Source organism: Candidatus Mycosynbacter amalyticus, from assembly GCF_025273655.1.
Classification (GTDB): domain Bacteria; phylum Patescibacteriota; class Saccharimonadia; order Saccharimonadales; family Saccharimonadaceae; genus Mycosynbacter; species Mycosynbacter amalyticus.
The window spans coordinates 841,540-866,073 of the sequence record NZ_CP045921.1; the positions used below are offsets into that span (position 1 = coordinate 841,540).

The following is a 24,534-nucleotide window of genomic DNA, read 5'->3' on the forward strand; positions in this document are numbered from 1 at the left end:
CTGCTACAATAACCATAAGGATTATGAGGGATATGCGGAGCGATACAGGTTTTACATTGGTGGAAATGCTTGTAACAGTAGTACTGATCGGCATATTTATTGCATTTTTCGTACAGATGTTTCGCGCAGGTGCCGCACAACAAGCGTCCATCGTACGCCAAGCAAAAGCCAACAACCTCGCCTACTCCAACCTCAGCAAATTCCCACGCGCTTCCAGTATTTCACCAGCCTACGTATGTGATACCTCCACCAACACTTCTACCAATCAAAATAATCTGACAATCAATCCGAATGCAGCTGGCACACTCATACTTAGTGATGCAAGCGCCAATAAAGAACCGACAGACAGTGCACTGCCTAATGCCACGCAGGAAGTCAGAGCATACTCCCCACAGGGATGCGGATCAAATGCCCTGGTAAAACTTATTTCAACAGTAACCTACGGTTTTACTGGCCAACAAACGGACGCAAGCTATGCAACATATGTACAAAACTAACAGGGGTTTTACGATACCAGAGCTACTCGTGGCCATGACCATAGCTGCAATCCTTCTTGTCGGCTTAGTAAGCCTCGTCATCAATCTCGTCAATACAAATGCAGCTACTATCGAACTTTCTAAGCAGGTCAACGAAGTGCAGTCGGGAATAGGCTCATTCCGTACAGATATCGGACTTAGCCAGCGTTTCCTCATGACGACTACGATCACAGACACAACGCCAGCTGGCAATAGCTGGGACTTTCGCGGCGGCGGTAACACAAATCGCGTCTTAATACTAAATGTCCAAGCCGCTTCGAGCAATCCGCTCGATACAAGCAGACAGCCTACCTACCTACAGGCGGGTGGATGTCCAATTGGAACAAGCCCCGCATACAACAATATTGTATATTTTGTATCTTCCGGTACACTATACCGCCGCATGATTGTACAGCCACCATCCGCCAATCTCTACTGCTCGGGACAATCCAATGCCCAGACCCGTACTTGTAGCAATCCGGGGAGTGGCGGCTCACCAAGTAACTGTCAAGAAAAAGATGTTGCTATTATCCAAAATGTTACCAATTTTAACGTCGAATATTATAATCAAGCGGGCGATACCACTCCGAATCAAACATTGTATAATACCGGTACAGCCCAGTCCTTACTGGACGGTATTGCCACTCTGAGAATTTCCCTTAGTACGCAAAAAAATATAGATGGAGTCAACACGAATGAATATGCCACGAGTATTCGAGTCACACGACCAATTGCCTTCTAGACGAGCAGGGTTTGTGCTACCCGCGCTAATCATGTTGTCGCTCGTATTGATGTCAGCGGGGCTTGTAACACTACAGTATGTCTCATCCACCACGAGTTCAATCCAATCAAACCACTATATAGCCGTTGCCAAAAGTGCCGCCAACGCGGGTGCAAACTTGGCAATCAGTTGTATTCGTAGTGGCGATACTAGCTGGACCCAAAATAGCGTGCCGCTTACCCCTAAAACAGGTTGTAATGGTGTCGATGTCGCCGCTAGGAGTAGTACTGTCAGCACAAGCGCGGATGGCAGCACCGTACAGACGACTTTCTCTGTCGCGCCCCTTTCGGAGACTCCACAAGGAACAGTCGTCACCGCTACCGGTACCGTAGAATTTCGCTACGCAGGCAGTAGCACAGCCTCAAAGTCCTACAGTGCCACCAGCAAAGTGGTGATTCCCACGACATCTACTAACGATGTACGACCCATCGCACAGGGTGTAGCCGTTACTAAAGTAAAAGCCGGTGGTAATTTCAGTTGTGCAATTGCCAATCAGCAACTCTATTGCTGGGGCATCAACGATCAAGGGCAAAATGGCACCGCCGTATCTTCAAACGTCACAACGCCGACACTCTCAAATGCTGGAGCAATTACCGGCAAACGCATACAAGATCTAGACTTAGGATTCTATAATGGCTGCGCCATCGCCGATGGACGAGCATACTGCTGGGGACGTAATGCCATCGGACAACTTGGCACGGGGGGTACAGGTGGAGTGTCGCTACCTGTCGCGGTCGGCGGATCCCTCGCAAGTCAAAACGTACAAAAAATCACAGTAGGAACGAGTGCCGATGCGTCCAACCCTTCGCAATACGCATGTGCCATCGCACAAACAAAAGCATACTGCTGGGGCGCGAACAATTATGCACAATTAGGCCAAGCCTCCTACGACTGCATCCCGATTATCGGCTGCTTTCAGCTCAGTACCAAGCCACTCTTTACCTCAGGCGTGTACGACGCGACAAAAGTAAGCCCGACAGAAGTGTTCGGCTACTCAAATCGCCAGTTTGAAAGCCAAAGCCAAATCTACAACCGCAACCCCTCAGACCTTGAAGCTGGCGCCTACGGGGTATGCGGAGTGTTCAACGGTCGGGGATTTTGTTGGGGAAATCGTTTCGTCAGCTTACCGCTCAACGATGCCGGCGGCACAAACGACTCTAGCGGCTGGAAAAACGGTAGCTTATCTGGAAAGTTTGCCAGTTCACCTATTACCGGTGAATCAACTGCCTGTATGGTCGCGGAAGGACGCGCCCACTGCTGGGGCGCAAGACCGGGAGATGGCACCAACCCACTACTGCCAGACGGCACACCGCAGCTCGTACCAAACACTGCCGGCAATCCGCTATACGGCGTCAGTGTTTTAGGGGGCGACACTACCGATGATCAGGGACCAATCTGCCTCGTCGGTGCAGGTAACTCCTATTGTTGGGGAGCACCGACTGATACCGGCCTGTCGGTTGGCCTTGATTCAGATGCGTCCGCACAAGGCGCCGTCACCTCTACCGCGGGTGGTCGAGACTACGGCTGCTTCGTCGCCAATGGCTCCGCATACTGCATTGGAGACAACTCCTCTTATGCCCTAGGGGATGGTACGACGACGACGCGAACAAGCCCCGTCAAAACTCTCAATATTGGCCTCACCTCTGGAGAAGCCGCAACCGACATTAGCACGGGTGACAATCATTCGTGTGCCGTTATCAATGGCTACATATATTGTTGGGGGCGCAATTCAAGCGGCCAGGTGGGCGATAGTACAAATGTCAATCGCTCACAACCATACGGCGTACAGGGTATTACCGAGCCTACGCGTGCAACTGCCGTAGCGGCTGGTGGCTCACATTCATGCGGTGTTATCAATGGTAGTGCATACTGCTGGGGCAGCAACTCAGCCGGACAGCTTGGCAACGGCTCGAATCTCGATACAAACTCGGCAGCCCTCGTAAGTGGCGGCACGATGGCCGGAAAAGACGTCACCGCTATCTCTGCTGGCAGCTCACATACCTGCGCAATTGCCAACGGAGAAGCCTACTGCTGGGGAGATAACTCAGCCGGACAGCTTGGCAACAATACCACTACACAAAGTAACGTACCGGTTAAAGTACAAGGTATGAGCGGTCTTGCGGTCACATCGATCACCGCTGGCGGTAATTTCAGCTGTGCAATTGCCGATCAGCGTGCGTATTGCTGGGGCAGTAACACTTATGGCCAGATTGGACGAGCCGCCTCCCCGCAAGTAGGTGGCCAACAACTTACTGCGACAGCTGTCGACGCGCTCAGCACCTCAGCTTTTACTGAAATCTCAGCAGGCAAAGACTTTACATGTGCTATAGTGAACGGCTACGCACACTGTTGGGGCAATAACACCGAAGGCCAGCTCGGGCGCAGCTCAACCGCATCAAATCAATGGCAAGCCCTTCGTGTGGCCAGTCCTGTGGATGGTAAGGGCACCGCACATATCACTACTGGTACTGCCCATGCTTGTAGTATCACAAATGGTCTCGCATATTGCTGGGGACGTAATACCAGTGGCCAAATAGGCGACAGTTCCACCACCCAGCGCAACACTGCAGTCACGGTCACTGCATCCGCCTCCTATTTAGGCAGCAACTACCCTTTTAAGATTTCTGCCGGTGGCAACAACACCTGCTCGATTGCCAACGGAAAAATCATCTGCTGGGGTGCAGGCTCCGAAGGGCAGCTTGGCACAGGCACCACACCTTCTCTGTCAAATGCGCCAGTTGGCTGGTCGGCAGACTACATCAGAAGTAGACGAGTGCTCGATTTGTCCCGGATGGTTGCATATTAGCAAACAAAGCCGGTGTATGACCAAGAAAAAAAGAGGTCTTGCTAACCTCTTTTTTTCTTGGTACACCCGGTACGATTCGAACGTACGACACCTGGTTCCGAAGACCAGTGCTCTATCCACTGAGCTACGGGTGCGTATATCGCAGTAGCGCGAAATTAACAGTATATATTGTACCACATCTCCTATGCGCGCTATAATAGACAGATACTATGAATGTACACACCAACATACCTCTCAAAAACTATCTATCCATGAAGATAGGCGGCCAGACGCGCTTCATGGCAGACGTCACGACAGTCGAAGAGCTTCAGCAACTCGTGAGCAACACCAAAGCAAAGGGTATTCCGTTTTTTATCCTAGGTAGCGGTAGCAACGTCATTGCCCGAGACGAAGAGTATCCTGGACTTGTCATTCGCGTACGCATTCCCGGTTTCGAAGTGATAGACGAAAATGCCACTACGACCACTATCAAGCTCGGCGCAGGTGAGCTCTGGGACGATGTCGTCGCAAAATCTGTCGACATGAATCTAATCGGCATCGAAGCCATGTCCGATATTCCCAGCTACTGCGGCGCAGCACCCGTGCAAAACATCGGCGCCTACGGTCAGGAAATCGCTGATACACTCCTGTCGCTCGAAGCTTACGACACCGAAGCTGAAAAAATGGTGACGCTGAGTAACGATGAGTGTAAGTTTACTTATCGCGACAGCATCTTCCGCACCGAAGCTCGCGGTCGCTATATCATTACTTCAATCACGCTTCAGCTGTTCAAGGCAGCCCCAGAGCCACCGTTTTACAAAGGAGTTCAGAACTATTTTGACGAGCACAGTGTCACCATCTACACCCCACAGGCTATACGAGAAGCCGTCATAGCGATTCGCCACGAGAAGCTACCGAATCCTGTTGAACGACCAAATGCTGGCTCTTTCTTCAAAAACGCTATTATCGAACAATGGCAACTCGACGAGCTGCTGCGCGACTATCCAGATGCGCCTCACTACGAGATGGACGAGAGCCGCCACAAAGTTCCGACAGGCTGGCTTATAGAGCAATGCGGCTTCAAAGGCCAGTCGCTCCATGGCTTCCTCGTCAACCCGGCCAACGCACTAGTGCTCATCAACGAATCTGCCACGGGATATCTAGATCTCTCACTCGCCAGAGGTGAAATTACCCAAGCTGTCCAAGACCGCTTCCGCATCAATATCGAACAAGAACCACTGGAGATAGCCTAGCTCATCAAAAAGCTTGCGCTTCCAGGAAATCTATAGTAATCTACAAACATAAATAACTAATTAGGGGGCATCTAATAAAAATGAGTCTTCAAACATTAAAAGATCAAAAGGGTTTCACTATCGTTGAGCTCCTGATCGTGATCGTAGTCATCGGTATTTTGGCCGCTATCTCGATTGTGGCATACAACGGTGTAACAAAGCGGGCAAATGCATCTGCGGCAAAAGGTAATGCAGAATCTGTACAGAAGGTTGCAGAAGCCTACAACACAGATGAAAATAGTGCTGGTTACCCAACACTTGCTCAGATTAACGCAGGCACAACTACTGTCAAGATTCCGTCAGGAGTCACAGTTAGCGCAGCCGCTCCAGATGCAAGCAACGGCAAAACAGCCATTGGCTACAAGGAACTTGGTACCACAGGTGGCTGTATTGCATACTGGGACTTCAATGCTTCGACTCCAGCCGTTGCCTACGTATATGCCGGCGCAGCACGTACAGGCGGCGTAACTAGCGGTAACGTTACTTGCGCGTAGCACGATTAAGATAAATATTAGCTGGGGGCACGGCAGATTACTATCCGCCGTGCCCTGTCTCAATTAAAATAGAGGTCGATTCATCAAAAATGGCATTCTTATTAAATAAATTAAATATCGTGAACTCAGCAGCTGAAAATCTACAAAGACAGCCACACATGACATCACGAGGTTTCACTATCGTTGAGCTCCTGATCGTGATCGTAGTCATCGGTATTTTGGCCGCTATCTCGATTGTGGCATACAACGGTGTAACAAAGCGGGCAAATGCATCTGCGGCAAAAGGTAATGCAACCTCAGTTCAAAAAGTAGCAGAAGCTTACAATGCCGATGAAAATGGAGGTGCGTATCCAACCCTTGCGCAGCTCACTACGGGTACTACAACAGTTAAGCTTCCCTCTGGTGTAACTGCTAGCGCAACAGCACCTACTGCGGCAAATGGTAAGACTACAATTGGCTATGCGACACTTGGCACTTCGCCTAACTTTACTGGTGCATGTATTGCCTACTGGGATTTCAATGCAAGCACTCCTGGAGTTGCGTATGTGTACGCTGGTGCGGCGCGAACGGGTGCACCTACAGGTACGACCACCGGCAGCGTCACCTGTGCATAGTAGGGATACTCACATAAAAGTGCCACTAACCTTGCTGGCACTTTTATATTGACAAATGTCTAGGGTGAGATAAATCGCACGTAAGCATACCCGCCCTCCCTGCCGCAAAGCACCTAAGGCATCTTGCTCATTTCCCCCAGACAGAGTAAAACCCTCTCAATCAATTGGTTCCTTCTCTTCATTGCTGATGGCCCCTAAAGATATTGACCTACCCACTCGATGTTTAGAGTAAATCGTACCCAGATAAGCATCATCTAGTCGCTCATAGAAACATACACAACATCGACGCGCAACCGTAGCATAACCTTGACCTTTTCTAGGCAGCAAACATACTTGCAATATGTTAGACTTTGTGTTTATACTGGATAGTTCTTCGACCTCCACATGAACTTGGAGTAGCAGCCAAGTCAGATCCTTAACAGTCACGATAGGAAAGAAATGATACCGAAGGTTTTAATCACCCTACTGACAATACTCTGCATGCAACTAGTCTACGGAGAGGGCACTGCGCAAGCAACCTCTGCTTATGATTCGGCACTCCTTACTGTCGACAAGCTGGAGATTCAAACGTATGGCACCTCTGTCAGTAGTTGTGCCAGGAAGGATATTTCCCAATCCTACGATGAGTACATCTTGAACTCGTCAAAGTGGGAATCGGGGATAGACTCTTCGATGACGGCTTCATTCAGTAATGCTCTCGACCATGGTCAGATAGGAGTAAGCCAGTTTGTTTACGGATCATCAGGTGTTACAGAGTACTCGGTGATAATCTATTGGACAGAAGATTTTTCTTTACAGCTAGACTGGAGAGATGCCTATAATGTCTTTGCCGTAAGCTCCACTTCTAGCACTATGCATTTCGCTCAAATCTACTACGACGCGAGCTGCAATGACAAGCTCATGTTCTACACTACGTCGTATAATAGCGGCGTAAACGTCTCGAATGGAGTAACTGTGTCGTACTCGGCACCATCAAGCGGCATGGCCATAGGTCAATACGCATTCGATGGCGAAGCCAATTACCCCGTGGGCTATGCCGGAGAAGTAGTATCAACAATACAGGCTCCTCCTGTAGAAGCAGTCTATAGCGGGACAGTTGATTGCGGAGGAGAGGAGCCAGTCTTGATGTCCATCTATCAGCCGGGCAACAACGGTGCGGCGACTCTGTCGGCACAGTCTCTCGGTCGTGCAAATTGGGTGTATAGTCTCAGAGATGCTTCTTATACGGTAACTGTTGATTGTGGGGGCGGGAAGATAGCCGGAGTGTTTAGCGCAGTAAGGCCCGAGGATGGAACTGACTGGGTATGTGACATCTACGGAACCGAACCGTATTACTGCGTGCTTAGCTAACTTTTCGACACCAGTAGAATGAGTCGAAGAACAACGCCCTCGGGAGCAATCCCGAGGGTCTCTTCTTTCATTTATTTGTAAATCGCCATACCACGGAAGGCAGCGGGTACTTATCGATAAAGAATGCAACCTCGCTACGCAATATAGCAAGCTCTTCGCTATTCGCACGAGAGTCTATTGCCCGTTTCATCCATTCCGCGATCTGCGCCATATGCTCTTCCTTTAGCCCGCGCGTTGTGAGCGCTGGCGTACCAAGGCGTATGCCACTCGGACGAAACGGTGGATTCGGATCATCTGGCACTGCATTTTTGTTCAGCGTCAGTCCTATTGCGTCTAGCGCCTCTTCGGCCACTTTGCCATCAATACCGAAGCTCTTCTGCACATCTGCGAGGATCAAGTGATTGCTTGTGCCCCCTGTCACGAGCACAAATCCGCGCTTCTGCAACTCATCAGCCAACATGCTGGCGTTTTTGAGTATTTGCGCAGCATAGTCTCTGAACTCTGGCTGGAGTGCCTCGCCAAACGCCACGGCCTTTGCAGCGATCACATGCATATGTGGTCCACCTTGCATACCAGGGAAGATGGCACGGTCGATAAGTGTCGGAATATTTTCTATTGTTTTCTCTGGTTTTTTGAGTGGATTGCTCACTGTACCTTTGGTCAGTATCAAGCCGCCACGTGGTCCGCGCAGTGTCTTGTGAGTCGTAGTAGTGATCACATGGAAACCGTAGTCAAACGGATTTGCCGCCACGCCACCAGCAATTAGCCCGGCAATATGTGCCATATCCGCCATTAGTAGGGCCCCCACTTCGTTGCCTATCGCTGCGAACTTAGCATAGTCAAGCTCGCGTGGGTAGCCAGAAAAACCAGCCAACACAATCTTCGGCTTATGCTCAAGTGCCAGAGCCCGCAATTCATCATAATCGATCTCGCCTGTATCGATATCCTTCATCTTGTAGCGCACGAAGTTATACAGCTGTGCACTCCGGGTCACAGGTGCGCCGTGCGTCAGGTGTCCACCGTGACTCAGATCCATCGCAAGTACCGTATCGCCTGGCTCAAGCCATGCAGTATAGACGGCTTCGTTTGCCGGTGCCCCGCTATGGGGCTGCACATTGGCGTGATCCGCACCAAAAAGCTGTTTGGCGCGGTCAATCGCTAATTGCTCTATTTTATCTGTCCACTCCTGGCCACCATAGTAGCGTCGGCCCGGATACCCTTCGGAATATTTGTTTGTCAGCTCACTACCCAGTGCTCGCAGTACGTTCTGCGAGATATAGTTCTCACTCGGAATCAGCTCTAAGCCTTCTTGTTGGCGCTTTTTTTCTGCCTCAATATATTCAAATACGATGTCATCTGTCATCATCGTGAATCCTTATCTGTTAACTATATTTAGTATACACTATTGCGTTTATATCATTTATGATATAATTATCTTTATGAGTGTCGAAGAATACCGTGCAAAAATAGGTAACCTAATCCAAGAAACCCGTCTCGCGCGTGGTTTTACGCAGGCACAACTCGCCGAAGCGCTTGGCACTAGCCAGAGCGCCATCAACCGCATAGAGAAAGGCGGCCAAAACATCAGCGTCGAAATGATTGCGCGTATCAGCGACGTACTGTCGAGCAACATCATGACAATCAACCATAGTGGCAAAATTAATTTTCGCGTTCACGGTGGACACAAGCTCAGCGGCTCCATCGTTACCAAAACTAGCAAGAATGCGGCCGTTGCCCTCCTCTGCGCCAGTCTGCTCAACCAAGGCAAGACTACACTGCGACGTGTTGCTCGCATCGAAGAAGTCAATCGCATCATAGAGGTTCTTCAGAGTATTGGTGTCAAGACACGCTGGGTAGGCGAAGACAACGATCTGGAAATCGTCCCGCCGAAGACTCTTAATCTCGCACATATCGACATAGAAGCCGCCAAACGCACACGTTCTATCATCATGTTCCTTGGCCCGCTTCTTCACCAATACAGTGAGTTTGAGCTGCCATTTGCCGGTGGCTGCAATCTCGGCACCCGTACCGTCGAACCGCATATGACAGGTCTCGAACCTTTTGGCCTCTCTGTCACAGCGACAAACAGTGCCTACGTTGCTACATCGTCACCACATGCAGTTAATCGTACTATTCTGCTCACCGAGCGTGGTGATACTGTTACCGAAAACGTCCTGATGGCAGCTGCACGATACGACGGTACTGTCACGATACGCAACGCCAGCCCTAACTATATGGTGCAAGACCTTTGCTATTTCCTGCAAAAGCTTGGCGTACAGATAGAAGGCATCGGCACCACTACCCTGCGCGTTACCGGTGTAAGCAAAATCGATACAGACGTAGAGTACTTCCCCAGTGAAGATCCGATCGAAGCCATGAGCTTCATCGCAGCTGCTGCTGTGACTGATTCTGAGTTGACAGTAGAACGCGCACCGATCGAATTCCTAGAGATTGAGCTCGCCGTGCTCGCCGGCATGGGTCTGCAATATGAACTCAGCGAAGAATATACTGCCCGCAACGGCTTCACTCGTCTTGTTGACATCCGACTCAAGCATTCACAGCTTGTCGCGCCCAAAGACAAATTGCATAGCATGCCGTTTCCTGGCGTCAACATGGACAACCTACCGTTTCTCGGTCTCATCGCTACCATGGCAAAAGGTCGTACACTTGTGCACGACTGGAGCTATGAAAATAGGGCGATCTACTTTACCGAACTAAGCAAACTCAACGCGCAGATCGAACTTGTAGATCCGCACCGGGTCTACATCACCGGTCCCACTAAGTGGAAACATGCAGATGTTGTCGCACCGCCAGCTCTGCGCCCCTCGGTCGTAATTTTGCTTGCTATGCTCGCAGCCCCTGGTGTCTCAACACTTCGCGATGTCTACTCGATCAACCGTGGCTACGAAGAACTCGCTGGACGTCTCAATAGCCTGGGTGCGCAGATCGATACTGTGCGAGAGATTTAGGCTTCACTAGGTAGCAAGCAAACTACTTAGCGATTGACCTTGTTCACTCGTCTCGGAGTACTACTGAGCTTCGGTATATCGCCCTCTTCCGCCAATTGACTCCATAGTAATCCACGATGTTTTGTCATAGGGGTATTATAGTAGGTTCGCCGCTACATGGGGAGACACCGCCTCTGTTACACTTCGCAGCACATATCAAAGTAAAAACCAGTCGCTGGGACTGGTTTTTACTTTGGTGCGGGTGGGGAGAATCGAACTCCCGTCTCGAGCTTGGAAGGCTTACATACTAGCCACTGTACTACACCCGCGCTGGTAGTTGATTATACCGCAAAAATGCTACAATATAAAGAGTAAGAATAGCATTAGGAAGGAGCAGCTATAGTGACAGACCACGGCGATAACCCATATGTCGTAGATATTCAGGAAGCAACTGTGGAGAATGACACGTTCCGTACCGCAGTTTGGACAGGGGCAAATCTCCAGCTTACCGTTATGTCGATCCAACCGGGTGACGACATTGGACTCGAAGTCCATGAAGATCATGATCAATTTCTCCGTGTCGAAGAAGGTGTTGGATTTGTTCAGATGGGTCCAAATGAAAATGAACTGGATTTTGAAGCAAATATAGAAGACGACTTCGCTATTTTCGTACCAGCGGGCAGCTGGCATAATGTCACAAATACTGGAGATATTCCACTCAAACTCTATTCCATCTATGCGCCAGGAGAGCATCCTCGCGGCACAGTCCATGAAACAAAAGCAGAGGCAGAGGCTGCGGAGCAAGAGCATAGCCACTAGGAGCAACCATGGCGGACAATATTACCCAGCGGCGCATGAGCGCAGAAGAAGAAGCAAATCTTCACAAACAGATACAGGACTTTAGCCACACTATACAGCCTTCGTCTGCATCAGAATTGGTTACTCAAGCTGCCAATCCTCTCGCTCAGATAGATAGTGGTCAGTCGCTTCACGAACAGCTTCTACGTCGTGCCGAGCAGCGCGAACATCTCGATGCCACGCTTGGTGATGACTCACGCTTCTACGACTACAAGACATCACTAGTCGGAAGTGCAGCCCAAGATCAGGAAGTTCGACGGCAAATGGCACTCGTACAGCAAAAAGACCGTCAAGCTCGAGAAAAGCGTTTCGCCCACAGAGGTCTATCTCGGCGAAACGCGCGTCATGTCGATACCAATCGCAGACAAAATTTCAATACAGCGACCACCCCCGGCACCAAAGAATCTAGTGACAACAAGTCGACTAGGCAAGGTTTCAATGGACAACCCCCAGAGCAAGCACGAACGAATGTCAGTTTTCGTGAGCCGCAAACTCGCAGCTACGACCCATTCAAATAGCTCGCACCTCTAGAAATACTCTCCCGTATCTGCTACACTAGCATCTGGATATCCACATATAGCTATGGCGAATGTAGCTCATTTGGTTAGAGCGTCGGGTTGTGGTTCCGAAGGTAGAGGGTTCGATCCCCTTCATTCGCCCCATAGAAAAACGTTGACTTATGCGGTCAACGTTTTTCTATAGCCATAACGCCTATGCTATACTGGCACATATGGATACATCGTCTTTTTCGCACTACATAGTGAAGATCGAATACCTCTTTGCAGCAGTGCTTGTCGCCCTCTTCTATGTGACAGTTGGCCACTTCGATTGGTGGTGGCTTATCGTGCTATTTCCGATTTTCGACGCAAGCATGATCGGCTACATAGTTAATCCACATGTAGGCGCAATCACTTACAATATCGTACACAGCCTCGTAGGACCCGCACTCCTCGCGCTTATCTACATCTTTACCGTAGGCAGCACCGCAGCAGACACGTCTCGCCCGTACGTAGCGGATGGCCTGTTACTATTCATCACGCTCATATGGCTGTTCCACATCTTCGTAGACCGTGCGCTCGGCTTCGGGCTCAAGCATGACGAAGGTTTTCATCATACTCATCTAGGCAAGATTGGCAAAGCAGCCAAAAAATAGGTATAATTCTACCTACGCCCCGGTAGCTCAGTTGCTAGCCTTGAGCGATAGAAAACACCAGCAGGTGCTCTATCCAACTGTCTATGAAGCTAGCGGCGCGGAGTATCTGCCCCGGTAGCTCAGTTGGATAGAGCAGGAGACTTCTAAGCTTCAGGCCGTTGGTTCGAACCCAACCCGGGGTACCAAATCTAGATAACAGATCAATTTTTGCTTGATCATCGAGAAAGTTTTGTATCCTATAATGATACAATTTTAATATATGCAGAAAATAGATTTACAGTTTTTTAATCAGTTACTAGATGAATCTGACATAAAGCAGCGCATAAAACGCGAGCTACGTTTTAACACTAGCATTTCACATCTTAAGGATAGCGACTGGCTTGAGCTAGAAATGATACACATTTCTAATCGCAGTGGAAATGTGGGCGTTTTACTATTAGGATTAGCTACTTCTATTTACCTGATTCCATACGAATTTAAGAAAATAGGGCCAAGCGCTTCAACGGGTCGGCAGCAACCAATCATTTGTGATTTTTGTAGAACGTGGCAGTCAGGCACGCGCGCAGGAACTATTACATTCACCAATGTAAAATCAGGTAAATCTAATGTCACCTATTTATGTTGTGGTGATCTGCGTTGTAGCGACCATGTACGCTCCAAGACCAGTGCCTCTAAAACATCCAGAACACAGCTGCGAGAAGATATGGATAACGAGAACCGTATCGATAGATTCAATGAACGCCTAGATAGACTAGTGAATGATTTGGAGATTACGCCACTAACACTTCCTGAAGAATAGTAATCGTAAGGTATTCTAAACTTCAGCCAAGCTGCTTACTGACGCGAAATTCGCCCAAGAAAAACGACGACCTGCACGGATGCGATCATCTGATCGCATCCGTTTAGCGAGCATGCCTGTAGTCGCTATAGCTTTTCCTGCCTCTGTTTGAGCCCATACGCCTGTTGCGTTACTGCAAGCAACAAACCGCTATCGTCATAAAGCGCCTCGGTGTCATCCTCACCCATCACTACACCCACTATCGTCACCGGCTGGTTTTCAGCGGTAGTGTACTTGGCTGCAAACATAAGACAGCTCCCAGCCTCACCCGTAGTACCAGTTTTGATACCAACCACGCCGTTACTACCTAGTAACTTATTGGTGTTTCTCACTTCTCCAATCCCCGGGATATCCACCTCTGCTTGACCCACGATACGCGCGATCACAGGACTCGCCAGCGCAGCGATACCAATACGCACCAGCTCCGACGGAGTACTCACTGTCTGCGGGCTCATACCACTCGCATCTGCCACCACGGTCTTGGTGAGACCCATATTCCGTAACATGGTCTGCGCGTACGATGCATACGCCTCTTGGGAGCCAAACGTCTTATCAATAAGTGTGTCCGCCATATTGTTTGCAGACACCATGAGCATCAGCTGTAGCGCTTCGAGCTGAGTCACCTCCATACCCTCATACACCGGCACTACGGACCCTCCTGCGGACATATCTTGAGTATAATGCGCAACATCGTGGGCAGTAAGTACGTACTTCTCGCCGGTCTGCCCGGACTGGATCGGTCGCTTCTTAAGAATGGCGAGTGCAGCGATTACCTTTGCCATACTGGCCGTGGGTTGTGACACTTCATCGCTAGCCGATCGAGCAATGATGCCACTGCTAGTACTCCCTATTGCTGCCGACGCGGTCGCCGGCCACGCAAGCTCTACGTCATCGGCAAGCTGCACGGACGCTTCAGGCTTCTCGACAGAGACGGGTGCTCCACCGAGCAACGAAACATGCTGCGCAAACCCTAGCCCGACGATCACAACCAGCAATATGCCAATGATAGAGCCTGCGAGGACTCTACGGCGATATGCTTGCTTTCGTTGACTACTTTGCGTCTTCACCCCAACCCCATCGTACGCTTATCTCGGAGCCATCGTAGTCACATTTCCAAGCAACAGTATAGCCTCATTCGGACTCTCGACAAACGTCACAAATTCATCGAGCGACCTTATTGCTAGATGTGTATTCTCGCCAGCACGAAGCATGTTTTCGTTTGCGATACGTTCGAGCTGCATGCGAAAACCGTCGTAGAAGCCATCTGTGTTGAGGACAATGATCTGCTTGTCATGGTGCCACTGACGCTTGAGCTCAATAAGTTCTGTCAGCTCGTCGAGTGTCCCAATACCACCTACCAAGACAAGTATCACATCCGAGCGCTCAAGCATCGCAGCTTTGCGCTCGCCCAGTGTCTTAGCCATGATCAGTTCATCGACCCCACGATGAATGCTCGCAGAGTACACCGAAAGCGTCACGCCAGTGACGCGAGCACCACCTGCCTGCATCACACGCGCCATCCGACCCATCAGTCCGTGACTTGAGCCACCATAGACGAGCTGATGTCCACCGGCGGCCAGCTGGTCGGCTAAACGTGTAGCGGGATGTGTATACTTCTCCGGCAGCTCGTTTGACGAACAAAAAAGGCAGATATTCATGCTCTTATCATACCAAATTTTATCGTAAATTTGACACATCTTTATAATAATTCTATAAAAATATCAAATTTTATGCTACAATAGGCTCCGTGAACCAAGACTCTCAGCTGAATCAGCTCGGCGCCCAGCTCGTTGATTCGCTCACCCGTATCGACGCGTACGAATCAGACGTACTTGCTCGTCGTGACAAAGAAACAATCCACATCCCCACGGTTGGCAGCAAGCTCTCAACAGCATATGAGCAGCTCCGTAATGCCTCCGAATACGCCGAAGACAACCTGTTGCGCCAGCGTGCTATTCGCCGTTATCTTCGCCGCGTTCTGTCGTTTCATGAACATATCGGCACCAAGCCTTTTGCCGAAGAACTCGTCACCGAACTTACCCAGTCTGAATATCTACCAAATGATCACATTACTAAAAGCGACCTCAAGGCAATCTCTGAGCACATCAAGCACTACTACGGTGCATATTGGCAGTACGTCAAAATCGAATCAAGCAGCGGCAAACGTCTGCGCTTTCAGGGATGGATGCTTGACGTTCTGAGTGTTCGCTGTGAACAAGTACTGCAAAGCAATATCCGCCAGCTATCGTTTACACACTTTGCCTACACTTATCTGCAACCAAAACTGAGCGTCAAAAAGCTCGTGCGCAGCGGCGAGTCGATTGATGAGCAAGACTATTCACTTGTACTCTATATCGCCATTCAGCGGGCCATCCTCAAATCAGACAGTGCCTCGATTCGCGCCGCGCTCATCGATAGCTATCGCCAAGATATTGGTCTCATCCACAATTTTGAAGCGTTCAATGCGAAGTTTGATCAGCTCTACGATAGCAAGACAGTCGCCTACACTAGCCGCATTGTGAGTCGCAACGGTGCCACGCTCCGCATGCTCTACACAGGATTTTATACACATGACGCGCCGATCTCTCCGCAGGCGTTCAAAACAGAAGATAGCCTAGAATATGCCTTACGCCAGCACGTCGAGAAAGAATACGATGACCTAAACAAGCGTCTCGACAAAGGCATTCTGCGCAGTATCGCATTCCTACTTATCACCAAAAGCATCATTGGCCTCGGCGTCGAGGTACCCTACGATCTGTTTGTCGAAGGACACATTCTGTGGATGCCACTTGTTATCAATCTCTTCTTCCCGGCCGTCTTCATCGCCATTTCCCGCCTCACCCTTTCTACGCCAACTGGTCGCAATACCGACGCAATCATCGCCCATACCCGCCACATTTTGTACGAAGACCTCAGCGAAAACTCTGCTTCATATGCCATTCGTACCCCTCGCGCGACACCATCGGTCGGATTCAACCTCCTATATGCAGTCATGTTCATACTCGTATTTGGAGCACTCTCATATATACTCTTCCAACTCAAATTCAACATTGTACAAGGTATCATCTTCTTCGTTTTCTTGTCGACAGCTAGTTTTCTGGCATTTCGCTTATCCAACCAAATCCGCGAAATCGAAGAAGTCCATCTCTCGCAGGGATCACTTGCACTACTGCGTGATATCCTATACATGCCGTTTATCTACGTCGGACAACAAATTTCATTCCGTTATAGCAAGATTAATATTGTTGCCAACATCCTCGACATCTTGATCGAGCTACCCCTTAAGACCGTCTTGCGTCTCGCACGTCAGTGGACACAATTCCTCAACAGCAAAAAAGACGAATTGATCTAGGGGAGACTAGCTCGAAGCTTTAAAGATGATGTTGTTAGTGGTGTAGAAGTCATCATGGCTATTCGGAATCGTGTCCTCATCCCAGCATTGGCGCGAACCAGACATACTCGCGAGCACCGCGCATGCCATCGTATAGCCACGGAAATATTTCATCATTTCGCTACTGTCATCCATGCATTTTTTGCCCGTATACCACTCTTGGTCAGCCGTACTGCCCCAGCCCAGCGCATAGTAACTTTCTGGCTTTTCTTCATCATCCGGTTTCTCGCGTAAGCCACTACGGTTATCCGAAGTACGGCGCCCCTTCTCGTCGACTGGGTCTTCAGCATATTTGGGATCCTGTTCATCCACCGCCATGCCAATACCACCCCAGGGATCTTGGCGATTAACACAATATTGCATAAATTTGGCATATTCGGTGTACTTGTTCGGCTTGCCTGTCGCAGGGTCAACATACGCTGCTGCTGCACCGTCCCGTGCTTGCTTTTTCATACGCTCGCCGCGCTCTGGGTCTGCACTTGTATCACGCGCATTTACTTCGGAAAGTGACTTCTGGGCATTGTCTGGATGAGGTTTCGTCATGTAGTCGAGGATTTCAGATATATCGAGGCTTAGCTCCTGGGGTGTCATAGAGTAACGTATATTACACGCAAAGTCTGGATTGATCTCTATATCGAGGTCGCCCTGAATACCGCATACTGTCGCAGGCTGCATACGCGTCACCTGAAAATGAGATGGCTGTGTATAGAGCGCACTGACGCCAGTCTGCAGGACACCATTAGCAGCAAGTGGCAACGACGAAAGTAGGGTCGACACACCTCCTTGCCAAGAACCAGATGGCAATGCGGTACCAGCCGGTGCAAATTTCGCTACCACACTCCCCACGAAGCTATAGGGATTTGTTGCGTCCCAAGGAGTGCTGCGCGCCGCAATTCGCTCCTCATTCTCCAGTTTCTCTTGTAATAGCTGCGCCTGGGTCATATATACAGTCATGCTGGCTATATTTGCCGGGCGCATGCCAAGTGACTGCGCCCTATCGCCTAGTAATGTACCCGTACCTGCAAAAATAATATTTTGCGCCTGTATACCAGTGGTGGACGCACTAAATCGCTGCGATTCAGCCTGTGCCGCAATTCGAATACGCTCGGGGAGTGTTGCCGTGGCTTCTGTTCGAGTAGCCGCTTTCACGAGCTCCACTACAGATTTCACAGATGCCGGGCACATGATACGCTCTATTAAGTCTTTGGCAGCCCCAATTACACCACCAGCTGCCACCCCAATATAGCTCGCAAGTGGCATCGACGCAGGTGACCAACACAAGCCACTTTGCTCGGTTGCCATCTGCGCACCGCTCATTCCCTCAGAACAGAGCCCGTGGGCAGTTCTATCACGAGCTCCGTTTTGGACAATATTGCTTGTCAGCGCTAGTTTCAGGTACTCTGTTCCTGGTACCGAAGGTGCGCCCGGCTTAAGGATCCCTAGCAGTAGCAATGGCGTCAATTCGGTCAATATCGTAGCCCGATCCTTGATCGACTCGCCAAGTGCAGGCACACGATAGGTGTCGGCGTCCATAGCATTTTTGCCATTAGAGTTTGCCTTTGTCAGTTTGTTCGCGAGCGACTCTACGGCAATTTCTCCGTCGATGGGGGAACCCGCCTTGAGGTCATCGGCTACAGCAAGATAATTCATAGCATACCGAGCCGTCGACACGACTTTGGCTCGCGCCACAGCATTTTCTGCCAAGTTGCCGTAAGTAGCATATGAACAGGCCAGAGAAAGATGAGTATTCGCCTTCGCTTCTAGATTGGTATAGATTTTTGTCCTCCACGAATTGGACATTTCACTCAAGCTCGCAAGACTATAGATTCCCCGTCCATTTTCATCGATTGCGTCCTGTGTATCTTGCGCATTTGTAGCTGCATTTTCCACATCGTCACTGAAGTCATTGTATCGGGGATCGCCGTGCGCAACGCGTTCGTCAAACGCTGCATCAAACTTCTCTACCGTATCTCCATGGAGCGTATTGTCTTGCTCAATACCAAACTTACTGAGCAGACGATCAAAGAACTGCCTGTCCTGATAAATACCCGTGCGCGAACTATAGACTTTGTTCATCAGATCATCGGCACTATGATTATTCTTGCGTACTGCGTTAAGTGTCGTCGCATCAACCGCCGCACCCCCGCCATTTGGAAAAATCAGCGAGGATACATTGTAGCGCTTATTTGTCGCCTGGCTTGAAGTCAGGATAAATCCATAGCGTTCAAATCGTTCCTTGAGCATAGGGCTCATAGTTTGGAATTTACATTTGATTGTCTTTTCACCGCAGCCTGCGCCGAGCTGTCCACCCAATACTTTGTTGGAATACGTATAGTACGCATAGAGGCCGTCATTGAGATCGTTGGTCAATTGCTCTTTGTCATTGATCAGTAATACCATGGGTGAAATAAACAGTATACCAGTCACTGCCAAAATAAACACAGCACAGACAAAGAGGACTGAACTCACATGCCCAGTATGAACTTTTTCGGTATAGTGAGTTTCGGTATCGACGTGCGTCTTCTTCTCGACCTCTTCCTTATGAGTAACAGTCGTAGTACCACCGGTACCACTTGACTCAAGTCGTTTAAGCATAGACTGTGACTCACTCAAATCTCCCGTATCGTCCCGGTTGGCAGACGAGTTGTTGAGCTGCTGGTTGTTTTCCGGCATCAATGTAACCGTACGTCACCTGACATTACATCACTATCACTCGGGGTTTTTGGTATGAGACCCGCTTCACGCATATCTTCTTGTTGGGCAAGTGCGTCTTGTGCCCCCGCCACATATTTCGCTGCACGAGTTTTTGCAAGCAGTTCATTACTGTTTTGAGAAGGCCGACGTGGCGCGAAACCAGTACCACTAGCCAGTTGTGCATCACCTGTGCCGCCAGAGGATGGCTGTGCAGCTTGCACGATAATCGTCGCACCCCCCGTACTCGCTTGTGTGGCACCTCCTCCAGTAGATGGCGCAACCGTCATCGCTGACGCTGTCACACCACCAGTTGTCGGAGCGTGATAAGGGTCAGGTGGAGGCGTCTGAGCGTTACCTCCGGAAGACTTACCATCACGGTTGAGAGAGCTAATACCAGCTGCTTTCTTATCTTTCTCGTCGGACTGACTATCTTTGCTGCCCTTCTGCTGTTCTGCTCCGGGCGTTGATGCAACACCTACACCCTTGCCGAGGCTCTCAAGCAAAAATGCTTCCGATGCCTTGAGCTCGATTCCTTCGTAGCTATTGATATTCACACCGTCACTTCCAGCATCCCCATTCATACGATCCTGATAGCGCTGCAGCGCCTGTGAATACAGCTCCTGAGGTGAGCGACCAGCTTCCGAGCCGCCTCGTAGCTCACTGAGACGTTGCTGCACCTGCGAGTCAAACCTAGCTTGTTCGGGAGTTTTTGTCTGATGTTTGCCTCTTCCTCGATACGCCCCACCGACACGTCCAAATATTGACGCATTGCTTTCACCATCTTTGGCAACGTTCAGCTGCTGCAAACGATTAATACCCCTGAGCATCATAGACTTTTTGTTCATATCCATAGCGGTCTGCTCACGCTTCTTGGCTTTTTCGTCACGCTCACGCGAACTACGGCGTAACCCATCACGCGACACGCGAGCACCAGCTGCATCGATAGCATTTGTCGCGGCCTTGAAAGCATACCACGTTCCCACCAGTGGCAGTACCGCAGCTCCCGCAGCTACAAGATAAAGCGTTGCGCTCTGCTGGCCTGCAGGCTTAAGCGCGATTGTGTCGTTGTCAACCTGATAATCACTTCCGCCAGCCTTGATAATAGATGCGCTCACAATCTGACCCGCACCTATAAGAAAAGAGATGATTGGAAACAGTAATAACATATGCAAAAACAACTTGAGCCACCTAGAGAAGTAATCTGACGTATTAGGTAGTAGATAAGCGAAAAAGGCAAGTGGCGCCAGTAAAATTAGCATCACCACTAACGCCTTGCGTACGATAAGCACGATAATCAGTGCAGAACAAATCACAGTCGCAGACATTACAACAGCAGTCAGAGGTGCGAGTAGCACCCAAGCAACTTCATTTTTCGAAATCACCCCAGACGTAATATCGGCAAGTGGGCTGACATCATATGTACCAGGGGAACTTGCGAGCGGCATAGCGGAGGCACCGATGTTCTTGGCAACACCGTCTACCAAAAGTTGCTGTATACCTACACCTAACAAATTCGATAGATCAACCATGATCTGACAGATATAGTAAGACAGGTTAACAAAAATAACCGCAAGTATGAAGCGCGGCACCAAACGCTTAAGGTTATAATTGCCGATACCACGCCCAGTAATCAGGGCATATACGATATAGAGAAACGCGATTACAAATAGCACGTTGGCAATCGTGCGCATGATAGCGCCCGCCTGTGCGGCACCACTTTGCGTATTGTAAAACGACACTTCTACCTTCAAGAAGTTTTGAGATACAAACGTAAACGCATAGTCGCCCGCGACAGAAGTCGCGCGCAGTACTGGGCAAATAATCCAGCCCATGTTGTCATAAGCACAGGTCGAGACCGATCCTTGGCTCAGTAGCGATGGGATTCCGGTAGTAGAGACAGCTCTCGCTGTGCCCCCAACAAGGCTTACAGCCAGTACAACGGTAATCAGCCCGGCAACGATGAGACTCCAGAGCCGTTTCATTCCCTTGCCTCCACACTTGCCTCGGCTACGATTGCATTTGCCGCCACTTCAGCACCAAGCACGCCCTGCACTTGCTCGAGCGTAATATACATAGTCGTACCCGGTGTGACGTTGCCCCCCAACATTTCTTTTGCGACGGTGTTTTCTATTGCTCGCTGGACAACGCGGCGCATCGGCCTGGCGCCCAGCCTAGGATCGTAGCCTTTATCTACTAAATATAGTTTAGCATCTTCTGTTACATCTACCGAAACTTTTTGCAGCGCCAGCGTCTTGTTAACACCTGCTATCATGAGGTTGATCACTTGTACTAGTTCTGCTTTGCCGAGTGGTGTAAATGTCACGATCTCATCGAAACGGTTGAGGAACTCAGGGCGGAATTGATTGCTACTAATTAGCTCATCGATAAACTGCGGCTCGAACTGTTCTAATTGCTCGCCTTTCTCGATATGCTCACGTATACGATCAGCCCCCGCATTACTTGTAGCAATTACGATTGCATCGCGAAAACTCACTTCACGGTTGCGTACATCTCGCAGTATACCCTCATCCAACAGCTGCAAAAGTGTCGTTAAAACGTTTGGATGTGCTTTCTCAATTTCATCAAGTAAAACAACGCTAAACGGTTGCTTCATCACTTGGGCAGTCAGGCTATTTGGATCATCGGCCCCATCCGCAATCAAGCGATTCACATCTTCCAGCGTAACGTATTCGTTCAGATCGAGACGAATCATGCGATCTTCTCCGCCAAAATACACATCCGCGAGCGCTTTTGCGAGCTCCGTCTTACCTACACCCGTAGGCCCAAGAAACAGAAAAGTACCGATTGGTCGATCTTGATTGCGTACACCTGCCCTAGCCCTGCGAAGTGCATCACTCACCACTTGCACAGCACGTTTCTGATTGATCATGCGTTCATGGATCTTATCCTCGAGATTGAGCAATGTCTCGCGCTCGGCTGCGACGTCGGCAGTCCCTACTTTCACATTCATCGTCTGTTCGATAGCCTGTTGCACGGAGTTCATCGTCACAAATTTACCGCTCTCAGCATAACTTGCAGCCGTCTCAAGTAGTTTAAGGGCGCGCCCAGGCATCTCAAGATCATGTATGTATCGTTCGCTCAGCCGATATGCTTCCGCAAGTGACTGATACATGTATGTGACCTTACGCTTGTACTCCGTCATGATTAGTTGATCTTGCATCACAGCAACTGTTTCATCTCTACTGGCAGGTGCAAGTATGATGCGATTGAGTGCGTTTACTAACCCAGGGTTACGTTGTGCTATCTGCAGTAGACGCTGCTCGTCCATTGTGAGTATAATGCGGAGATTACCTGCCTCGAGTATTGGCAGTAACACATTCGTGAGATCAACAGATCCAACACCCTCTTCAAAAAATAGCTGTGCATTGTCCAGACAAATAATGATATTTTTAGCTCGGTACGCCTCTGTAAGTACGCGCATTATTAGTCCTTCGAGCTCGCCGCGACCTGGAGCTGCCGAAATAAGTGCAGAAGAGTCCATCAGAAATACCTGGCGAAATTTGAGACTCGATGGCACCTGTGCATCGGCGTCAAGTAAGCGTTCCGCAAATGCGTGCAATAGCGTAGTTTTACCTACGCCTTCGGACCCCACAATTGCCGCGTTTTGACGTCCGCCACCACTCATCGCCTCTACAAGCTGATCGAGTGCCCGCAGGTGACTATCGAGCTCCACAGTAAACACGCCGCCGCCTTCACTAAGATTGACGCCAAAACGTTTAAGGAGAGGTACATAGCCAAACGACCAATCGCGCGCAATACCACCAGTACGGCGAGGCTTCGCCTGCTGCCCAATCAACTCTTGAATATGATCGTACCAGCGAATACCAGCAATGAGATCATCGAGCTCGAGATGCATTTGCGCCAGTAGTATGTCGTGATCAGCAAATTGTCGAATCAATGCTACAGCAACTATACCACCGTGGAGAATCGGACTTCCTGTCTGCAGTTGAATATCTCGGGCGTCCACCCATATATCATCACTGCGCTTCACGTCGTCGCTTGCTATATTGAGCAGAAAATTGGCCGTTACACCAAAACGGACAGCCATAAATTGCCCAGCCTGAGACTTACCTATTAGCTCAGCGATTTGTGCCGGCGTTGCGCCCTCTGACAGCCCTGCTAGAATTGATGCCTCTAGCCATGCATCTACCGCTTCTCTATTGCTATCGGGCGGGAGATTTTTGAGCTCACCGGCATGCCATTCGACAAGCATCGCCGGGATAGCCGCAAGTCCGAATACAAACCAACCTATCGGTACGCCTAAAAACACCAATGCACAGCCACTAACACCGAGCACCAAAGTAGCGACCTTGAGCAGCGCAACAATTTGAAATGTGAGTAACTTGCCAAAGCGCGCCTTGGCACGCCGCTCACTCGTGAGATTGAGCTCTAAAACTGCCATGGTATCCATCCTGCCGTCATAAGTACGAACCCGGTGATAGGTAGCACTGGTACAATTGCCCATACCGCTAGTACGCAGACGCCCAAAAGTGCTTGGAGCGTAATCGTAACAAGGCCCATCACCAGCACCGTGCTGCGAATCATTGCACCAATAACGCGTGAGATCATGCGTCCCGCCCACGCCTGTACTTTCACTGACAGTGGACCATCTACCGAGCCAGCCCCATCTTGGCGAAACAACGCAAACATTGTCCGTAGGAGCAGACCTATGGAGAAATAATCCATTGTACTTTCGAGTCGGGTCATCGTCATACGGGCGCGCTGTTGCCAGCCTATCGTATACCACCACCTCAGTAGGCCCACTATAAACATAACCTCATTATACTCTATTACCTCAGA

The 24,534-nt window shown here is 49.8% G+C and carries 20 protein-coding genes and 4 tRNA genes; 15 read left to right on the forward strand and 9 right to left on the reverse strand.

What is annotated here, in order from left to right; genetic code table 11:
• Positions 1-32: 32 nt before the first annotated feature.
• From GII36_RS04615 to GII36_RS04625, 3 genes are read left to right on the forward strand one after another with little or no spacing between them, the layout of a single operon-like run.
• Positions 33-497: a type II secretion system protein gene (locus GII36_RS04615; protein ID WP_260762954.1), complete on the forward strand. Its 465-nt coding sequence runs from the start codon at positions 33-35 to the stop codon at positions 495-497.
• On the forward strand, positions 484-1,257 hold the full coding sequence (locus tag GII36_RS04620; protein WP_260762956.1) for a prepilin-type N-terminal cleavage/methylation domain-containing protein: 774 nt from the start codon (positions 484-486) through the stop codon (positions 1,255-1,257). Before GII36_RS04615 ends, GII36_RS04620 begins: the two co-directional genes overlap by 14 nt.
• Complete coding sequence (locus GII36_RS04625) at positions 1,217-4,102, forward strand: RCC1 domain-containing protein (protein ID WP_260762958.1); 2,886 nt, start codon at positions 1,217-1,219, stop codon at positions 4,100-4,102. The genes GII36_RS04620 and GII36_RS04625 overlap by 41 nt, the downstream gene beginning before the upstream one ends.
• Before the next feature lie 58 nt (positions 4,103-4,160).
• On the opposite strand, the gene GII36_RS04630 is transcribed toward GII36_RS04625, so the two are convergent.
• Positions 4,161-4,236 (reverse strand) — tRNA-Arg (locus tag GII36_RS04630).
• Between the two features lie 75 nt (positions 4,237-4,311).
• Here GII36_RS04630 and murB point away from each other — a divergent pair.
• From murB to GII36_RS04650, 4 genes are all read left to right on the forward strand, one after another.
• A complete protein-coding gene (gene murB, locus GII36_RS04635; protein ID WP_260762959.1) occupies positions 4,312-5,334 on the forward strand; it encodes a UDP-N-acetylmuramate dehydrogenase in 1,023 nt (340 codons plus the stop codon).
• Positions 5,335-5,414: 80 nt separating this feature from the next.
• A complete protein-coding gene (locus tag GII36_RS05890) occupies positions 5,415-5,867 on the forward strand; it encodes a type IV pilin protein (RefSeq protein ID WP_313900705.1) in 453 nt (150 codons plus the stop codon).
• 158 nt (positions 5,868-6,025) lie between these two features.
• On the forward strand, positions 6,026-6,481 hold the full coding sequence (locus tag GII36_RS04645; protein ID WP_260762961.1) for a type IV pilin protein: 456 nt from the start codon (positions 6,026-6,028) through the stop codon (positions 6,479-6,481).
• Positions 6,482-6,961: 480 nt separating this feature from the next.
• On the forward strand, positions 6,962-7,831 hold the full coding sequence (locus GII36_RS04650; protein WP_260762963.1) for a hypothetical protein: 870 nt from the start codon (positions 6,962-6,964) through the stop codon (positions 7,829-7,831).
• 67 nt (positions 7,832-7,898) lie between these two features.
• On the opposite strand, the gene glyA is transcribed toward GII36_RS04650, so the two are convergent.
• Positions 7,899-9,194, reverse strand: a complete 1,296-nt coding sequence (glyA, locus tag GII36_RS04655; RefSeq protein ID WP_260764375.1) for a serine hydroxymethyltransferase — start codon at positions 9,192-9,194, stop codon at positions 7,899-7,901.
• A gap of 76 nt (positions 9,195-9,270) precedes the next feature.
• Here glyA and GII36_RS04660 point away from each other — a divergent pair, with 76 nt between their 5' ends.
• Positions 9,271-10,800 carry a helix-turn-helix domain-containing protein gene (locus tag GII36_RS04660; protein ID WP_260762966.1) on the forward strand — a complete coding sequence of 510 codons (1,530 nt, stop codon included), beginning with the start codon at positions 9,271-9,273 and terminating at the stop codon, positions 10,798-10,800.
• A 233-nt stretch (positions 10,801-11,033) separates the two neighbouring features.
• Here the strand turns inward: GII36_RS04660 and GII36_RS04665 are convergent.
• Positions 11,034-11,108 (reverse strand) — tRNA-Gly (locus GII36_RS04665).
• Between the two features lie 73 nt (positions 11,109-11,181).
• Between GII36_RS04665 and GII36_RS04670 the strand changes: the two genes are divergently transcribed.
• The 6 genes from GII36_RS04670 to GII36_RS04695 all read left to right on the forward strand — a co-directional run bounded on the left by GII36_RS04670 (position 11,182) and on the right by GII36_RS04695 (position 13,589).
• Positions 11,182-11,598 (forward strand): cupin domain-containing protein, encoded by a 417-nt coding sequence (locus GII36_RS04670; RefSeq protein WP_260762968.1) that lies wholly within the window; start codon positions 11,182-11,184, stop codon positions 11,596-11,598.
• Between the two features lie 8 nt (positions 11,599-11,606).
• Positions 11,607-12,155, forward strand: coding sequence for a hypothetical protein (locus GII36_RS04675; RefSeq protein ID WP_260762970.1), 549 nt, complete (start codon positions 11,607-11,609; stop codon positions 12,153-12,155).
• A 67-nt stretch (positions 12,156-12,222) separates the two neighbouring features.
• Positions 12,223-12,299, forward strand: a tRNA-His gene (locus GII36_RS04680).
• A gap of 68 nt (positions 12,300-12,367) precedes the next feature.
• Positions 12,368-12,790 carry a DUF4260 domain-containing protein gene (locus GII36_RS04685; RefSeq protein WP_260762972.1) on the forward strand — a complete coding sequence of 141 codons (423 nt, stop codon included), beginning with the start codon at positions 12,368-12,370 and terminating at the stop codon, positions 12,788-12,790.
• A 108-nt stretch (positions 12,791-12,898) separates the two neighbouring features.
• Positions 12,899-12,975: transfer RNA gene (locus GII36_RS04690), tRNA-Arg, on the forward strand.
• Positions 12,976-13,049: 74 nt separating this feature from the next.
• Positions 13,050-13,589: an FBP domain-containing protein gene (locus tag GII36_RS04695; RefSeq protein WP_260762973.1), complete on the forward strand. Its 540-nt coding sequence runs from the start codon at positions 13,050-13,052 to the stop codon at positions 13,587-13,589.
• A gap of 125 nt (positions 13,590-13,714) precedes the next feature.
• Here GII36_RS04695 and GII36_RS04700 read toward each other — a convergent pair whose 3' ends face one another.
• Together GII36_RS04700 and GII36_RS04705 are read right to left on the reverse strand one after the other, a co-directional pair.
• On the reverse strand, positions 13,715-14,695 hold the full coding sequence (locus tag GII36_RS04700; RefSeq protein WP_260762975.1) for a D-alanyl-D-alanine carboxypeptidase family protein: 981 nt from the start codon (positions 14,693-14,695) through the stop codon (positions 13,715-13,717).
• A gap of 18 nt (positions 14,696-14,713) precedes the next feature.
• A complete protein-coding gene (locus GII36_RS04705) occupies positions 14,714-15,286 on the reverse strand; it encodes an LOG family protein (RefSeq protein ID WP_260762977.1) in 573 nt (190 codons plus the stop codon).
• A gap of 89 nt (positions 15,287-15,375) precedes the next feature.
• On the opposite strand from GII36_RS04705, the gene GII36_RS04710 reads away from it, so the two are divergent.
• Positions 15,376-16,980, forward strand: coding sequence for a hypothetical protein (locus tag GII36_RS04710; RefSeq protein WP_260762978.1), 1,605 nt, complete (start codon positions 15,376-15,378; stop codon positions 16,978-16,980).
• Between the two features lie 6 nt (positions 16,981-16,986).
• Here the strand turns inward: GII36_RS04710 and GII36_RS04715 are convergent, their stop codons facing one another.
• From GII36_RS04715 to GII36_RS04730, 4 genes are read right to left on the reverse strand one after another with little or no spacing between them, the layout of a single operon-like run.
• The gene (locus GII36_RS04715) at positions 16,987-19,692 is read right to left on the reverse strand and encodes a hypothetical protein (RefSeq protein ID WP_260762980.1); all 2,706 of its coding nucleotides are present in this window, start codon (positions 19,690-19,692) and stop codon (positions 16,987-16,989) included.
• On the reverse strand, positions 19,692-21,695 hold the full coding sequence (locus GII36_RS04720; protein ID WP_260762982.1) for a type IV secretion system protein: 2,004 nt from the start codon (positions 21,693-21,695) through the stop codon (positions 19,692-19,694). Before GII36_RS04720 ends, GII36_RS04715 begins: the two co-directional genes overlap by 1 nt.
• On the reverse strand, positions 21,692-24,136 hold the full coding sequence (locus tag GII36_RS04725; RefSeq protein ID WP_260762985.1) for an AAA family ATPase: 2,445 nt from the start codon (positions 24,134-24,136) through the stop codon (positions 21,692-21,694). Before GII36_RS04725 ends, GII36_RS04720 begins: the two co-directional genes overlap by 4 nt.
• Positions 24,124-24,507 (reverse strand): hypothetical protein, encoded by a 384-nt coding sequence (locus tag GII36_RS04730; protein ID WP_260762987.1) that lies wholly within the window; start codon positions 24,505-24,507, stop codon positions 24,124-24,126. The genes GII36_RS04725 and GII36_RS04730 overlap by 13 nt, the downstream gene beginning before the upstream one ends.
• Positions 24,508-24,534 lie beyond the last annotated feature (27 nt).